This window comes from Mycobacterium triplex, assembly GCF_000689255.1.
GTDB classification, from domain to species: Bacteria; Actinomycetota; Actinomycetes; order Mycobacteriales; family Mycobacteriaceae; genus Mycobacterium; species Mycobacterium triplex.
This window is the reverse complement of sequence record NZ_HG964446.1, coordinates 4,475,655-4,492,105: the sequence shown is the minus strand read 5'-3', so window position 1 is coordinate 4,492,105 and position 16,451 is coordinate 4,475,655. Positions and strand designations below refer to the sequence as shown.

General features: G+C 67.2%; 12 protein-coding genes. 7 read left to right on the top strand and 5 right to left on the bottom strand.

All coding sequences use genetic code 11. The annotated features are described in order from the left end of the window. The first annotated feature begins 110 nt into the window (after positions 1-110). From BN973_RS20705 to BN973_RS20680, 6 genes are all read left to right on the top strand, one after another. Positions 111-470 carry a Rieske (2Fe-2S) protein gene (locus BN973_RS20705; RefSeq protein WP_036470567.1) on the top strand — a complete coding sequence of 120 codons (360 nt, stop codon included), beginning with the start codon at positions 111-113 and terminating at the stop codon, positions 468-470. Positions 471-475: 5 nt separating this feature from the next. After that, complete coding sequence (locus tag BN973_RS20700) at positions 476-1,522, top strand: amidohydrolase family protein (RefSeq protein WP_036472794.1); 1,047 nt, start codon at positions 476-478, stop codon at positions 1,520-1,522. Then, on the top strand, positions 1,519-2,691 hold the full coding sequence (locus tag BN973_RS20695) for an amidohydrolase family protein (protein ID WP_036470565.1): 1,173 nt from the start codon (positions 1,519-1,521) through the stop codon (positions 2,689-2,691). Before BN973_RS20700 ends, BN973_RS20695 begins: the two co-directional genes overlap by 4 nt. Before the next feature lie 147 nt (positions 2,692-2,838). Next, positions 2,839-3,804: an alpha/beta hydrolase gene (locus BN973_RS20690; RefSeq protein ID WP_036470562.1), complete on the top strand. Its 966-nt coding sequence runs from the start codon at positions 2,839-2,841 to the stop codon at positions 3,802-3,804. Positions 3,805-3,923: 119 nt separating this feature from the next. Beyond that, complete coding sequence (locus BN973_RS20685) at positions 3,924-5,057, top strand: acyl-CoA dehydrogenase family protein (RefSeq protein ID WP_036470560.1); 1,134 nt, start codon at positions 3,924-3,926, stop codon at positions 5,055-5,057. Then, entirely contained in the window at positions 5,054-6,286 is a 1,233-nt protein-coding gene (locus tag BN973_RS20680; RefSeq protein ID WP_036470559.1) for an acyl-CoA dehydrogenase family protein, read from the top strand. The genes BN973_RS20685 and BN973_RS20680 overlap by 4 nt, the downstream gene beginning before the upstream one ends. Here BN973_RS20680 and BN973_RS20675 read toward each other — a convergent pair. From BN973_RS20675 to BN973_RS30020, 5 genes are all read right to left on the bottom strand, one after another. Then, the gene (locus tag BN973_RS20675; protein ID WP_036470557.1) at positions 6,283-8,247 is read right to left on the bottom strand and encodes a SpoIIE family protein phosphatase; all 1,965 of its coding nucleotides are present in this window, start codon (positions 8,245-8,247) and stop codon (positions 6,283-6,285) included. The two genes, BN973_RS20680 and BN973_RS20675, sit on opposite strands and share 4 nt — an antisense overlap. Before the next feature lie 172 nt (positions 8,248-8,419). Continuing rightward, entirely contained in the window at positions 8,420-8,851 is a 432-nt protein-coding gene (locus BN973_RS20670) for an anti-sigma factor antagonist (RefSeq protein WP_036470555.1), read from the bottom strand. A gap of 201 nt (positions 8,852-9,052) precedes the next feature. After that, positions 9,053-10,258 (bottom strand): amidohydrolase family protein, encoded by a 1,206-nt coding sequence (locus BN973_RS20665; RefSeq protein ID WP_036470553.1) that lies wholly within the window; start codon positions 10,256-10,258, stop codon positions 9,053-9,055. A 76-nt stretch (positions 10,259-10,334) separates the two neighbouring features. Beyond that, the gene (locus tag BN973_RS20660) at positions 10,335-11,363 is read right to left on the bottom strand and encodes a hotdog fold thioesterase (protein ID WP_036470550.1); all 1,029 of its coding nucleotides are present in this window, start codon (positions 11,361-11,363) and stop codon (positions 10,335-10,337) included. Positions 11,364-11,490: 127 nt separating this feature from the next. Then, the gene (locus BN973_RS30020; protein WP_051641386.1) at positions 11,491-11,808 is read right to left on the bottom strand and encodes a hypothetical protein; all 318 of its coding nucleotides are present in this window, start codon (positions 11,806-11,808) and stop codon (positions 11,491-11,493) included. A gap of 331 nt (positions 11,809-12,139) precedes the next feature. Here BN973_RS30020 and BN973_RS20650 point away from each other — a divergent pair, with 331 nt between their 5' ends. Beyond that, entirely contained in the window at positions 12,140-16,441 is a 4,302-nt protein-coding gene (locus BN973_RS20650; RefSeq protein WP_169718174.1) for a cation-translocating P-type ATPase, read from the top strand. Positions 16,442-16,451: the final 10 nt, after the last annotated feature.

Sequence of the window (16,451 nt, the reverse complement as noted above, 5' to 3'; positions counted from 1 at the left end):
CGGATTGTCGCTATCATAGTATAAATAGCAACGAAGCCCAATGACTTGTGGCGGTTACCGTAACGGGCTCAGTATTGATCGGGATAGGTCCAGGAGGCGGTGATTCTCAAGTGGCCCAGCGGCGATTCGTGTGTTCCCTCGACGAGCTGCCGCCCGGCGGGATGAAGCTCGTCGACGTCGGCAAGTTCGGCGTGGGCGTGTACAACGTGCACGGCGCGCTGTACGCGATCGTGAACTACTGCTCGCACGAAGGCGCCCCGCTGTGCCTTGGCCTGCTCGGGGGTACCACCGAATCGGCGCCGGACGAACCCGGCGGGATACGCCGGGTGCGTGACGGGCAGATCGTTCGATGCCCTTGGCACAACTGGGAATTCGATGTGACGACCGGGCAGAGTGTGGCCGATCCGAGTCGTCGCATCCGTACTTACCCGGTCGATGTCAGCGACGGGGAGGTGTACCTGACCGCATGAGCCCCATGGTTATCGACGCGAACGTGCAACCGCACTTCCGCTACAACGCCGAGATTCGGCGCTACCTCCCCGCCGCCCACCAACTGCGCGCGGTGCCCGACGTCGAACAGCAGTGGTACCAAGCGCCCGGGGGTGACTACCGTGCGGACCTCTACGGGGAGCACTACCCGGGATCGGATCCCGCCACCGTGAGTCGCCACTTGTTCGAAGACGCCGGGGTCGACTACGCAATCCTGAACCCGTTGACGCGCGGCAACATCGCCGACTACCTGCTCAACACCAGCATCTGCGCCGCGGTCAACGACTGGCTGCTCGATCGCTGGCTCGAGCCCGACACCACCGACCGTTTCCGGGGCACGATCAAGGTCAATCCCGAGGACCCCCGAGGCGCCGTCGCGGAGATCGAACGTCTCGCCGACCATCCGAAGCTGGTGCAAGTCGGGATCCCGATGCAGTCGCGCGAGCCGTACGGCAAGCCGATGTTCGAACCCATCTGGGAGGCCGCCGCGGCCCACGGTCTACCCGTCGCCGTGCACATCAACGGCGGCAACGGTGTCGACCACGCCCCGACGTTCGCCGGGCACGCGCACACCTACCCCGGCTATGCGGCGTTCATGCCGCTGAACTATTTCGTGCATCTGGCCACGCTGATCGTCGAAGGCGTGTTCGGCCGGCTGCCGGACCTCAAATTCGTCTTCGCCGACGGCGGCTACGACATCCTCACCCCGCTGATGTGGCGGCTGGACACCTTCTGGTTGTCGATGCGCGACCAAACCCCCTGGGTCGACCGCTATCCCAGCGAATATCTGCCCGGCCATGTCCGGTTCTGCTCATCGGCGTTCGACGGACCGCCCGATGCCGGCCAGGCGCAGCGCTGGATGGAGTTCACCGGCAAATCCGACCTGGTGATGTACGGATCGGGCTACCCCCACTGGTCCACGTCGCCGCCGTCGGTGCCGGCCGAGAACCTCGATGCCGCCCAGCGCGACAAGGTGCTGTGGCGAAACGCCAGTGAGCTTTACGGGCTTGAAGCTAAGGAGCGAGCGCAATGACCACGATCGAACGCGTCGAATCGCAGACCGGTCGCGACGACCACGTCGCCGTCACCATCGTCGACACCGACGTCCACCCGTTGCCGGTCTCGACCGATGTGCTCAAGTCGTATGCACCGGCCGAGTGGGTCGACAAGATCTGGCCCACCGGAAATGCGGTCAGCCCGGTCGGGTATTTCTACGACACCCCGGATTCGTACAAGACGTCGTCGCTGCGGATGGACTCGTGGCCGCCGGGAGGCGGGGTCGCCGGCAGCGACCCGGATTACGCCGCCAAGCAACTGCTGGTCGACGCCGGCGTCAGCATCGCCTCGCTCGAGCCGATGTGCGACGCGCAGCTACCCCAGGCCGAGCACGTGCTCAAGTCCACCTACAACGACTGGCTCGCCGACGTGTGGCTGGACAAGCACAACGCGCACGGCCGCTGGCGCGGGTCGATCAGCGTCAGCGCGCAGACGCCGGAGCAGGCGGCACGCGAAGTCGAGCGATGGGCAGGCCATCCCTATATGGCTCAGGTGCTGATGACGCCGCAGACCCGCGGAATCCCTTTCGGCAGTCCGCATTTCGATCCCCTTTACGAAGCCGCGGCACGCAACGGGCTGCCGGTGGCCACCCACCTGATGGGGCAGACGCCGTTCGAACTGATCCCGCTGTATCCGGTCGGCAATCCCGCGCACTGGCACGACTTCTTCGCGTCCTGGCCGCTGCTGTATGTGTCGCACCTGATGAGCCTGGTTTTCGACGGTGCGTTCGATCGCCACCCCGATCTGCGGGTGGTCTTCGTCGAGGGCGGCTTCACCTGGGCGATGCCGGTGATGTCACGGATGGACCGGATCTGGGAGGCCCGCCGCGGCGACCTTCCGCAGGTGCGGCGCCGGCCGTCGGACTACGTCCGCGAGCATGTCCGCTTCACCACTCAGCCCCTGGAAGACGTCGACATCGTAGAGTTTCGCGAATATCTGGAAATGATGGACCTGGGAGACAATCTCATGTTCTCGACGGACTATCCGCACTGGAGCTATGACTCGCCGACGTACGCGATCAACCGGTTCCCCGCCGACCAGCGGGAGCGGATCATGCGCGGGAACGCGACGGCGCTCTACGGGTTGCCGCCGACCGTGCAGGCGCTGCCCGGTGAGCGGCCCGGCGCCGCTTCCGCACAGGGCTGAGCCGGCCGGGCGCCGTCCGCGCACCGCGCATAGGGCTCTGGGTGAGACCCGGCGGTCGGTCAGGTCTACCTTGAATATGGTTTCCGACATGGCCTATTGCCGTGCCCGGATGACAGCCAGCCCCATCGGCCCGGAAGTTGAGACGGTATGACGCAAACGGATTTGACCCGCCCGCAAGGCATTAACCGCATCGACCCGGTGCTGCGCGATGCCGCGAGCGAGCTGGGCATCGTCGAATTCCGTGCCGAGACACTGGCTGCCGAGCGGGAGCAGGCCAACCGGTTTGCCGCGGAGCGCGCCGCGGCCGTCGACACCGAGGGCGTGAGTGTCGAATCACGCTCGATCTCCGGCCCGGGCGGCCAGCAGCTGAACCTCCGCTTCTACCGGGGCCGCATCGACGGTGATTCGGGAGCGCCGTTGCTCGTCTACGCCCACGGCGGCGGGTTCGTGACCGGCAACCTGGACACCGACCACGCGGCGTGCGTCGAGCTGGCCCGCGAGGGCGGCTGCCTGGTGGTTTCGGTCGACTACCGGCTGGCGCCGGAGAATCCGGCCCCGGCGGCACTCGACGACGTCGAGGCGGGTTTTTACTACGCGATCCGCAACTGCGCGGAGCTGGACGTCGATGCGAGCCGCGTCGCCGTGATGGGCCGGGATGCGGGTGCCGCGCTGGTCGCGAGTCTGGCTCAGCGGATGTTCGACGCCGAGGGCCCGCAGATCCTGATGCAGATCCTGCACCAGCCGATGCTGGACAGCGATGCCACGCCGTCGCGGCGCGAATTTCAGCGCACGCCGGGTCTCAACGGCCCGGCGGTTAGCCGGGCGTGGAGTCATTACCTCGGCCCCGCTAGCGCCAGCGGTCAGCACGTCCCGGCGCACCGGGCGAACCTGGAGGGGCTGCCGCCCACTTTCATCAGCTGTTCGGAGATCGACCCGTGCCGCGACGAGGCCATCGACTACGCCAACCGGCTCCTGCATGCCTTCGTCCACACCGAATTGCACGTGATCGCAGCGACATTCAACGGCTTCGATTCGATGGTGCCGGATTGGGTTGTCTCTGTTGAGAACCGGGCGTTGCACGCGCAATCGGTGCGCCGGGTCTTCGCGATGTAATGGCTCGGCGGGGTTATCGACCCAACTCCGGTAGCGCTTACGGTATTCGCATTTGCTAATATCGAGAACGTGATTCTTGGCGGCGGCAACCGATTGTTGCGCAAGGGCCTGTCGGCGTCATGACCGCCGTGGACTCGCCCGAAAAGGCGCTCTTCATCTCGACAACCCAGTCCTTTCTGCAGAAGGAAGCGCCGCTGAGTCGCGTCCGTGAACTGCACGCCGCGGGGGCCTCCTTCGACCCGGCCTGGTGGCGGCGCGCCGCGGAACTCGGCTGGACGGGACTGCTGGTTCCGGAGGAGCTGGGCGGCGGCAGCGTCTCGGAGAACGGCCTCGCGGATCTGGCCACGGTCGCCGAACTACTCGGCAAAACCGTCGCTCCCGGACCGTTGTACCCGGTCAGCGTCGTGCTCACCGCGCTCGCCGAATCCGCCGATGCGCGGACGCACGCGGGCGTCATCGAGTCGCTGATCTCCGGCGAAACCGTGGCGTCGTGGGCGGTCTCGGAACCCGGCCGCGGCTGGGCGCCGCTGGACCCTGCGGTGACGGCCACCGCGACCGATACCGGCTATCGCATTGACGGCACCAAGGACCGCGTCGAGGCCGGCGCCCAGAGCGGCCTGCTGCTCGTGGTGGCGCGCTGCGGCGCTGAGGTTCGCCAGTTCCTGGTCCCGACGGACGCCCCGGGCGTCCGGGTCGAGCCCCAGCAGTCGGTGGACCTGGTCAAGCAGTACGCGCGCGTGCATTTCGGCGGGGTGGTCGTGGACTCGGCCGCGGCCATCGGCAGCGCGGCCGAGACCGCCGCGCTGATCGACCGGCAGAGCCAGATCGCCCAGGTGCTGCAGTGCGCCGAGGTGGTCGGCGTCGTGCAAACGGTGTTCGACTTCACCGTCGGTTGGGCGCTGGACCGGCACACGTTCGGCCGCCCGCTGGCGTCGTACCAAGCGCTCAAACACGGCTTCGCCGACATGAAGCTGTGGCTGGAAGCGTGCCGCGCCACCACCGCCGCGGCGGTTGCCGACGTCGCCGACCGCGCACCGACGGCGGGCCTGTCGGCCAGCATCGCCAAGTCCTACGTTTCGGAGATGGCGGGGCGGATCGTGCAGGGTTGTGTGCAGATGCATGGCGGCATCGGCGTCACCTGGGAACACGACCTGCACCTCTACCTCAGGCGAGTTACGTTGTACCGCTCCCTGTTCGGCACTCCGGAAGAACACAACTTACGCGTCTACGACTGGGAGCGTTCCGCGAAATGACGCCGACGGAATCCGTTGCCGAGTTCGCCGCCCGCGCCCGAGCGTGGCTGGCGGACAACATGCCGCCCATCGACCCCGATTCGCCGCCGCCCGCGCCGCGCGACGACGAGGACGCCTGGAAGCGGGCCCGCGAACTGCAAAAGCGGCTCTATGAAGGCGGATTCGCCGGCATCTGCTTCCCCCGCGAATACGGCGGCCTGGGTCTGGATTACGCCTATCAGAAGGCGTTCGACGACGAGTCGCTGCGCTACGAGATGCCGTTGATCCTCAACATTCCGACGTTCACCATCTGCTGCGCCACGCTGCTCGACACCGGTAGTGAGGAGCAGAAGAAACAGCACATCGCCGCGGCGCTGCGGGGGGACGAGGTGCTGGTGCAACTGCTGAGCGAACCCAGCGGCGGCTCGGATCTGGCCGGCGTCATCACCCGCGCCGAACGCCGTGGTGACCGCTGGGTGATCAACGGCGCCAAGACCTGGAGCACCAGTGCGTTCGCCGCCGACTACGGCCTGTGCCTGGCTCGCACCGATTGGGATGTGCCCAAGCACGAAGGCCTGACCATGTTCCTGGTGCCGATCGATCATCCGGGAATCACGTTGCGCCGCATCACGATGCTCAGCGGATCAACGGAGTTTTGCGAGGAGTTCTTCGACGGCGTGGACGTCGGTGACGACGCCGTGGTGGGGGAGGTCAACGGCGGCTGGGCGGTGGCCTCGCGGCAGCTCTATCATGAGCGCCGGGCAGTCGGGCAGGGTTCGGAGTTCGCCAGCGGCAGCGGCAGCGAGGGCGGCAACGCCAATCCCGTTGACTACGTGGGCCTGTTGGAGAAGACCGGCCAGGCCGACAACGAACGTGTGCGGGAGATGGCCGGCCGGGCGCTGGTGCATCGGGCGGTCGCCGACCAGCTGATCGACCACCTGTCCCGCAGTGTCCGCGACGGGGTGCTGCCCCCGTCGGCCGGCACGCTGATCCGGTTGTTCCACGCCGAGGCCGTGCAAACCGACGTCGACACCGCGATGGCGATCGCGGGCGCGGCCGGTGTGGTCGGCGAGATCGGCGACGGCCTGGAGACCGGACTGCGGTACCTGGTACGGCAGAGTGTCGCCATCGGCGGCGGCACAACGGAGATGGCGCGCAACGTGATCGGGGAGCGGGTGCTGGGCTTCCCGCGCGAATACGCCGCCGACCGCGGGGTGCCGTTCAATCAGGTGCGGCACGGTCGAAACTAGTCTTGCGCGAAGACGTTCTCGCTATCGCCGCTGCTGACCGGGATCCGGACCATCGACAAGATGTGATGCGCCGGGCTTCCCGGCGGGGCGATCAACGCGTAGTCGCCGCCCTGACGCAGCGCCCGGTCCCGGGCGGCCGCCAGCGCGCTCACGCCGGCGGACCCCAGGTGGGTGACGGCGCTCAGGTCGATCGTCAAAGGCGCTATGCCCGAACGACTTTCGACTGCGATCAGGCGGTCCAGGGTGGACGCGGTGTTGGAGTCGACGTCGCCGCTGACCACGATATAGCCGGCTTCGCGAACGGTTGAGGAGAATTCGTTGTCGACGGCGCGGCGGTAGGTTCCCCGGCTGACGATCGTATCGGTGACGAAGTTGGCCGGTCGTGATAGTCGGTGCGTCACGCTGGCCGTGGTCCCGGTGTCGCTGCGTGCGATGAGGGCCTGGGAAACCAACGCCTCTGCCATCGCGAGCCCCCGGCCACGGCCCTGTTCGCCTTCACGGTGATCCTTCCATTGTCCGCGGTCGATCACCGATGCATGCAGGTTGCCGTCGCCGGACAGCGATGCCTCGACGACGACACCGTCGGAAACCTCGGTGCGATAACCATGTTCGACGGCGTTCTCGACGAACTCGGAGATCGCGTGTACGACGTCGGAGATGTCGTCGGCGTCGGCGCCGAGTTCCGAGAGCCAGCCGCGCAGCCGGGAGCGTACGGTGCGTGCGGCGTGGATCGTCGCGTCCAGCGTCATGTGCAGCGGTGCGGGGGGAGTGCGGCGCTGTGCGGCAAGCAAGGTGACGTCGTCGTTGTAACCGGTTGACCGGAGCAGCAATTCGAGTGTTTCCGAACAGATGCGGTCGATGGTACGCGTCGGGGCATCGATCACGAACCCGCCGACGCCGGCGGCGATGTTGGCGGCAAGGTCGGCGAATTCGGCGGTGCTGGCGCCCAGCGGACGCCCGGGACGCTCGATCAGTCCGTCCGAATAGAACAATATCGAGTCGCCGATGTCGAGCATTTCGCTGCGCACGCCGAACCCGGCGCGGCTGCCGAGCGGACCCGCGCCGGAGGGCTCCACATAATGTGCGGTCGCGGCGGCGGTCACCACCAGCGGCGGCGGATGCCCGGCGGTGCAGTACTGGAATTCGCCCGTGGCGTAGTCGAGCGAGCCGACGCACAACGTCGCCGACTTCGATCCCGGCACCTGCTCATGGAACCGGTCGACTGCCTCGAGCGCCTCGGTGATGGTGTGGCCCTGCGATATCTGCATGCGCAGCGCGGTACGCAATTGCGACATGACCGCCGCGGCCTCGACGCCATGGCCGACGACGTCGCCGACGATGAGCATCAACCGATCCCCGACGGGTATGGCGTCAAACCAGTCGCCGCCGGCCGCGGTGTCCTCGGTGGCGACGAGGTATTGCGCGGTGATGTCGGCACCGGGAACCACGGGTACCGACGAGGCAAGCAGCGCCTGTTGCATGACGATGGCGGAATCGCGGACGTTGCGGTAACGCTCGGATAGTTCCTCGATGCGCGCCTCGGCGGCCAGTCGCGCCTGCACGCGGTCGGTGACGTCGTCGAAGATGACCTGCACACCCTCGATTTCTCCGCCCTTGCCGCGGCGCGGGGTGACCAGGAAGTCGAAATAGCGCTCCTCGAGTCCCGTTCCTTCGAAGTCGGCCTGCAACCGCCACTCCGCCCCGGACTGCCGCTCGCCGGTCTGGTAGACCCGGTCGAGCATCTGGAAGATTTGCTGGCTCTCCAATTCGGGATAGACCTCGCGGACCAGCATGCCCACCGGGTCGAGCGCCGGGTTCAGCGCGCGATAGGCGGCGTTGGCCGCGACAAAGCGGTGTTCGGGCCCTTCCAGCCCGATCAGCATCGCGGGGACCTTTTCGAAGATGCGGCGCACGTCATCGGCCGCACCAACAATTTTGTCCCAGTCCTTTTCGGCCACCATTTGGCCGTCCCTCCTGAGCCTCCCTGCGGGCCTTTTGTATGGACCTGTGTGGACCGAGAAATCTGACAATGCGCGGTCCTATTCGACACACGCAAGTAATCAGATTAGCAATGGCTGGGGGGTGCCTCGTGCATCAGTTTGCTAACGGTCACGTGACCTTGGGCACGTGCTGTCATGCCACTGTGGTGGCAAGCGCGGCATCAATCGTCGGATGCAGCGGCAAAACACTGCCGAGATGGCATGCCTGGACCACCCGGGCGACACCGGGATCGCAGCTGACCAGCCGCAATGCGACGCCGCGGGCGCGGCACCGGCCGGATTCGGTGGCCAGGACGGCGAACGCACAGCAACCCATGAAATCAAGGCCGTTGATGTCGACGATGAACGGGCCCGGCGGGGTCGCGACCGCGGCCGCCTCCTCGACCAGCCGTCGCCAGGTGTGCTCGTTGGCGGCATCGACCTCGCCGCCGGCGCGGATGATCACGACCGCGCCGCTGCGCTGGGTCGCCGCCCGCAAGGTGCTGTGCGGATCCCCGAGCTCGGAAACCAGCCGGGGGCTCAGCGTCACTCTGGTCACTGACGACTCAACCGAAGCCAGGTTCATCGTGCGCTCCTAACGGGTCGCGCCAACGGGACCGTGCTGGATGCCGGGGCGACCTCCTTGTTCGGAGGGAAGATTCTTTTCTATAGCAAGTCCGCAGGCCGCGTCTATAGTCCCACCTCTGACCTGGACATATAACAGTGCCCGCCTCCGTGCGACACGTAACGCTGTGTCGCTCGGAGGCGGGCGATGCCTACGGTCGGATCAGGCGTTCACCGGCTTCTTGGCCGGCTTGGAGACCTTCATGAGTTGCATCAAGTTGCCGCCCATGATCTTGGCCTTGTCCTCGTCGCTGAAATCCTCCAGCTCGTCGACGAAGGTGATCGGGTCCTTGAGGCCCTCGGGGTGCGGCCAGTCGGAACCGAAGACCACGCGGTCGGTGCCGACCATGTTGACGATCTCGGTGAACCGGTCCTCCCAGAACGGGCTGACGTAGACGCACCGCTTGAACGTCTCGATCGGGTCCTCGGCGAACGCCTGCGGCATCTTCTTGTACACGCCCTTGAGGCCCTTGAACAGGGTCGGTACCCAGTCGGCGCCGTTTTCGATGGACAGGATCCGCAGGTCGGGATTGCGGGTCAGCGCGCCGTGGCAGATCAGCGCGCCGAACGCGTCTTCGATGGGACGGTGGCCCATGGCCAGGCTGCGGAAGGCCGTCGGCTTGAACGGCAGGAACTCGTCGCCGGGCTCCCAGATGTTCAGCAGCTCGGAGTAGCCGCTGTCGGAGGCGTGCATCGAGACCGGGATCTCGGCGGCCACACAGGCCTGCCAGAACGGGTCGAATTCCTCCAGGCCGAACGACCGGCTGCCGCGGTAGCCGGGCACCGGTGCCGGGCGGACCAGCACGGTGCGGGCACCGCGCTCCAGACACCACTGCAGTTCCTCGAGCGCACGGTCGACGATCGGCAGGGTGATGACCGGGGTGGCGAAGATGCGGTCCTGATAGTTGAACGACCACTGCTCGTGCATCCACTCGTTGAGCGCGTGGATGACGTCGTGGGTCATCTCCGGGTCGTCCTTCATGCGCTCCTCGACCAGGCTGGCCAGCGTCGGGAACATCAGCGCGTAGTCGATGCCCAGCTCATCCATGACTTCGAGGCGGGCGCCGGGCTCGCGGAACGCGGGGATGGCCTTCATCGGCTCGCCGAGGATCTCGCGGTAGCTCTTGCCCTGGGAGCCGTGCCGGAAGTAGTCCTCCTGGGCACCGGGACGGGCCACCACTTCGAACGTGGGGTTGGGGATGTATTCGCTGATGTGGCCGCGCACCACGATCTTGGTGCGACCGCGCACCTGCACGTAGTCGATCACGTTCTTGCGCTTGTCCGGCAGGAACTTGGTCAGCGCTTCCTGCGGCTCGTACATGTGGTTGTCGGCGTCGAATACCGGGAACGGAAGCTCGCGAGACGGCATGGCGATCTCCTTGAGGGCTGGATTCTCTTTGGGTGGTAATGACGTTACCACTTCTGCGCAACAACATGTACCGGCGTCAGGTGTCGGCTCGGAGACCCTTGGGTGTCGCGCCGTTGATGATGGCGAAATTCACCGTCGCCGTGGCGGCGACCTCGTCGTCGCCGTCGCCGTAGATGTCGACCTGCATGACCATCGCCCGCCGGCCGGCGCGCAGCATCCGGGGCACCGCGAACGCGGCGCCCTGGCGGATCGGGCGCAGGTAGCGGACGAACAGATCCGCGGTCGTCATCGTGGTGCCCGGCTGCAGAAAATCGAGGCCGTACTGGCCGCCCGCGACGTCGACGAGGGTGGCGATCAGGCCGCCCTGCAGCGCCCCGGAAGTGTTGACCACGTGCGGACTCACCGGCATCGTCATCGCAAATTCGCCATTGCGGGAACCAGCGCGCAAGCCGATTGCGGCGAACAACTCCGCCAGTGACGGCGTGGTCGTTTCGTCGTCGGTGTCCCGGATGCCCAGCGCGCGGCTGCAGAAGTCGTACAACTGGCCGGTGTCGACCGGTGTTCCGTTCAATTCGGCGCCCAGCCAATGCAACCGCTGCGCGCCCATCATCGTCTGCATGACGATGGCGGCCGACGCGCCGACATCGAGGGCGGGGTTGAACACTCCCTCGGTGATGCCCTGCCCGACGATGTCGCGGATCAGTTGATACAGCGGGGACAGCACGCGGGCGTATTCGCGGGGTCGGGTATCGGCCAGATGCTGGTTGTAGAGGCCGAGCGCCCGGTTCAGGCTGTCCTGGGTGCTCGATTCCGGCTGCTGGCTGATGCGGTCGATCACCAGCTTCAGCGCGGACGTGCTGTCCAGGCCGGTGGCCTCGGCACGCCAGGTCAGCACCGATTGCGAAATGGTCCGGTCGAACAGCGCGAGCAGTAGCTCGTCCTTGCTGCTGAAGTGTTGGTAGAAGGCCCGTAACGAGGTCTTGGAGCGGGCGACGACCTCCTGCACGGTGAAGTCGGTGCGCCCGGTCTCGCCCAGGATCTCCACGGCGGTCTTGATGAAGCGGTCGCCGCGGGTCACTTCGGCGTCATCGCTGGGGGCGGTCATGTGCGCTATGTCCCCTTCCGTCGCGCATGCGTGCGCTACGAGAATGAGGTTACCGCGCGGACCGGCGTGCCGTGAGTCCTCGGCCGCGGCCGAGGCGCCCCGGCCACTTTGGGAGCGGACCCACCACCTATTCGGCGGTGACGATCTCGGCTTCGGTCTCGGACTCGGATTCCGCTTCGGGAGTCCGCTTCTTCAGTTTGCTGGCGAGCAGGGCGACACCGCCGGCGGCTAGCAGAATGGGCCATTCGACGACGGCGATCAGCCCGACCGCCGCGGCGATGACGGCCGTCCGCGGGCGGATGTTTCCCTCCCGCATACCGGTGCGGATGTCCCTAGTTGTAACGACGACGCCCTCCGCGACCGCGGTCCCGATCTGGCTAACCGTCGAAACCGTTTGGTCGGCAACCGAGTTCGCCGATTTGGTGGCTCGTTCGATGAGCGTCACTGTGCCCTCCCAAGATTCGAATTGTTGTGCGTGTGGCCAATAATTTGTCGTCCGTTTGCTTTTCGGATTCTCTAATTCGCGTTGTTGGATCCTCTTAGTCCTTACGGTGTAGCACGCATGTACTACTTCGACGAGTCTGCTGCGTGAATCTGCAATGTCAAAGCTAACTAAGGCGAGAGGGCGTAAAAGCACAACTATGGTCATCGAGCCGATCGTCTCGGGGCTTCGTATGGTGGTCGCAGGCGGCGCCGCCGCGGCAGCTGAGTTGCTAGGTGGGGATCGTCCCCGCCGCCGCTGGTCCGGTAATGGCCGGGGCTGGATCGAGCTGCGCATGCCTGAGGGGGCCGACTCGTCCGAGTACGAAACCGTCCTGGAAACGACGATCGGCAGCACCACCGGCGTCGCACGCACTCAGGTGAATTGGCCGCTCTCGCGCCTGGTCGTCGACATCGATGAAAACGGGCCCAGCGTCGATGATTTGGCGCTGATGGTGGAGGCGATCGAACGGGCGTTCACCGAGCAGTCCGATCGAACCGAGCCATCCGACGAGTTCGCGACGGCGACTCCGGTCCGGCTGCCGGTGATCGACATTCCCGGGGATGGCGCGGAGGTCGTCAACCGGATGGGACTGCTCGGGGCCAAGGCGGTGTCGCTGGGCGTGACGGCGTTCTTGCAAGTGACGCGGATGCCGCGGTTGCCGCGCGCCTTCGCCGCCGCGACGACGTTTGCCGAGGCGCAGCCCGATGTGCGCCGGGTGTTCGAGCGGGCGCTCGGGCGGGGACGTGCCGACGCACTGCTCGCGCTGGGCACCGCCGTCACCCAATCCCTCGGCCACACCCCGTCGGTGATCGCCGCCGACATGTGCCTTCGGAGCCTGCGCCTCATAGAGGCGCTGTCGGCGGTGGAAGCCTGGAACGAGCACGAACCCAACCTCGCGCTCAGCGCCGAATGCGAGCCGCACCCGGAAATACGGCGGCCCCGCCCGGTGCCGGACACCGCGTCGGAGAATTACGCCCGCGCAGCAACCGCGGCGGGCCTGGCCGGCGCCATCGCGCTGACCGTCAGCGGCGGCGCGATGCTCGCCAGCGAGGCGGTCATCGTCGCCGCACCGCGGGCGCTCAACTACGCCCGCGAGTCGTTCGCCACCACGTTCTGCGCCGGCCTGAACCGCCACCACAACACACTGGTGATGCGACCCGACGCGATCCGGCGCCTCGACGGTGTCGACGTGCTGATCATCGAGCCCGCGGTGCTGATCGGTGAGACCCTGCGGGTCGCCGAGATCAGCGGCGTCGACGGCGAACTCCGCACCAAGGTGTGGCGGTGCGCCCAAACGGATGTCAACGACGGCCTGCTCGGCGCAGGAGTCCACACCGGTTGCTCGCTGTCACCCGCGCATCAGCTGCCGGAACTGGACGACCTCGAGGTCGTGGTGGCGCGCAACGCGGACCCGTACGCCGAACCGCTGATGGCCGCGGCGCGTGCCGCCGATCTCAGGCTGGTATCGGTGGATCAGGCCGATACCGGGCACCTGCGCGGAACCTTCGACGAGCTGCTGCCCGTCGACGACGACGTGGATGTGACGATCTTCGGCGCGGTTCGGCAACTGCAGGCCGACGGCAAGATCGTCGCCGTGATCGGGCGTGACCTTCGGCTCGCCTTCGCCGCCGCGGATCTCGCGCTGGGGGTCTGGCCCGCCGGTCGGGCGGCGCCCGCGTGGACGGCCGACGTCCTGATCCCGAATCTGAAGGTTGCGTGCCGGATCATCGACGCCATCCCCGCGGCCAAGTCAGCCGCGCGCCGGGGTGTCGAGTTAGCTGCTGCCGGAACACTTTTGGGCTCGCTGACGCTGTTACCGGGGGTGCGGGCGGCGGGCGTACGCCCGAGCATCGCGGCCGCCGCCATCGCGCTCATCCCCGGCTACGTGATCGGGCGGGGTGTGGCCATGCAGCCCGATCCGGCCGCTGCCACCGACACCGAATGGCATGCGCTGGACGCCGATCAGGCACAGGAACAGATTCGGGTGCTGTGGCCCGAGGTCGCCAACTCCACCGGATCCATCGCTGCGGTGGCTCAGTTGCCGAAGACCCGGATGCAGGCGCTGGCCGCCAGGTTCGCGGACAGCGGCAAGGATGTCGTCGACGCGATGTGGCACGAGATGCAGGATCCGCTCACCCCGATCCTTGCCACCGGGGCCATGGCGAGCGCGCTCGTCGGTTCGCCGATGGACGGTGTGCTGGTCGGGATCGTGTTGGTGGGCAGCGCCGCGATCGCCGCGGCACAGCGACTGAGCTCGGATCGCCAGCTGAACAGGATGCTCAGCGCCCAGACGCCGCCCGCGCGCGTCGCCACGGGTCCCGACCAGTTCGAGCTGATACCCACCGAGCAACTGAGGCCGGGAACCATCATCGAGGTCCGGGCCGGCGAGCTGGTCCCCGCCGACGCCCGGGTGCTGAGCGCGGTCGCCGTGGAGGTGGACGAATCGTCGTTGACCGGTGAGTCGTTGCCGGTCACCAAGAACCCCGCACCGACACCGGGCCGTCCGCTCGCGGAACGGGCCTGCATGATTTACGAGGGCTCGACCGTGCTCAGCGGGGTGTGCCGCGCGGTGGTCGTCGCGGTGGGCGACGCGACCGCCGCGGGCCGGGCCATGGCGCTGGCCCCGCGGCGGCGCGACGAGGTCGGGCTGCATGCGCAGCTGGCCTCGGTGACGGCGAAGGTGTTGCCCTGGACCCTGACCGGTGGTGTGGGCGTGATCGCCACCGCGTTGCTGCGGGGATCGGGCATTCGGGAGGCCGTCACCAGCGGTGTGTACTGCGCGGTCGCGGCGGTGCCGGAAGGGCTGCCGTTGGTGGCGACGCTGGCCCAGCGCGAGGCGGCCAGGCGGCTGACCGAGCGCAATGTGCTGGTCCGGGCGCCGCGGTCGGTCGAGACGCTGGGTCGCGTCGAGGTGGTGTGCTTCGACAAGACCGGGACGCTCAGCGAAAACCGGCTGGTGGTGACAAATGTGTCCGCGCAGCCAGGTTTCGACGAGGATGTGATTCTCGAGCGTGCGGCGCTGGCGACCCCGGTGGCGATCACCGAGCACGCTCCGCTGCAGGCGACGGATGCCGCGGTGGTCAACCGGGCCGGCAGCCAGCCGAAGCGTGACCGCGAGTTGCCGTTCCGTGCCGGCCGGGCCTACGCGGCCGGGCTGGACGGCGACACCCTGGCGGTCAAGGGCGGACCGGAAATCGTCCTCTCGGGGTGCGTCGAGGGTCAAGACGACGACCTTCGCGAGGAGCTGTTGGAGCACGTCCACAGCATGGCGACGCAGGGCCTTCGGGTGATCGCGGTCGCCGACAAGACGCTGACGGACGACGAGCTCGAAATCGCGCAGGAGAAGGGCCTGGAACCGTTGTGCCGCAGCGGACTTCGCTTGCTCGGTTTCCTCGGGATCACCGACACGCCGCGGCCGGACGCGCGGGATCTGCTGCTCGGGTTGGCCAAACGGGACGTCGGCGTGCGGGTGATCACGGGTGACCACCCGGCCACCGCCCGCGCCATCGCCCGCGAGATCGGGCTCGACGTTCCGGAGGACTGCATCATCACCGGAGCGCGCTGGGAGCGGTTGTCGATCGCCGAGCGTGCCGAGGTCGTCAAGACCAACGTGATCTACGCGCGGATGTCGCCCGAGCAGAAGGTCCAGATCGTCCAGCAGATCAGCAACTCCGGGGTCGTGACCGCGATGGTGGGCGACGGCGCCAACGATGCAGCGGCTATCCGTGCCGCGGCCGTGGGCGTGGGTGTGTCCTCGCACGGCAGCGACCCGGCCCGCGGCGCCGCGGACGTGGTGCTGACCGAGGGTCGCGTCGGAAGCCTCTTGGAGGCGATCGAAGAAGGCCACCGGCTGTGGCAGCAAGCGCAGGCCGCGGTTGGAATGTTGTTGGGCGGCAACGCCGGTGAAGTGGCCTTCAACATGTACGGGACGATGGTCCGGGGCATGGCGCCGCTGACGGCCAGGCAGATCCTGCTGGTGAACATCCTGACCGACGTGTTCCCCACGACGGCCGTTGCGGTCAGCGCGGTGCGCAACATGCGGCCGCCGTCCGAGCGCGGGATCAACATGGACGATCTGATGGAGACCGTCGCCATTCGCGGTGCCGCCACCACGATTGGAGCGAGCACCTCGTGGAGCCTGGCTACCTTCACCCGCGCCGCCCCGCAGCGTGCGGCGACGGTCGGTCTGGTGGGACTGGTCACCACGCAGCTCGGGCAGACGTTGCTGGATTCGCGTGATCCGCTCGTGGTCGGCACTGTCGTCGGGACTTTCGTCGCGATGGGCGCCCTGATCACGACCCCGGGCCTGAGCCAGCTCGTCGGTTGCGTGCCGCTGGGTCCGCTGGGGTGGATCGAAGGGGTGGTCCCGGCCGTGGCCCTGACCGTGCTCACGGCCGCCAAGCCGGACCTGTTGATCCGGATGGCGTCGATGATCGGCAAACGCGTCTCCAAGTACGGCGGCGAGGCCGACAACGTTTTGAACAACATGGTGGGGTCACTCACCGCGTGGGCCCAGGAAATTCCCGGTATGGATAGCGGCAACGGCGCCAAGGGTGATCGGGCACCCCAACTGGAACTCACACCCGCCGGTTAACCGACTACAC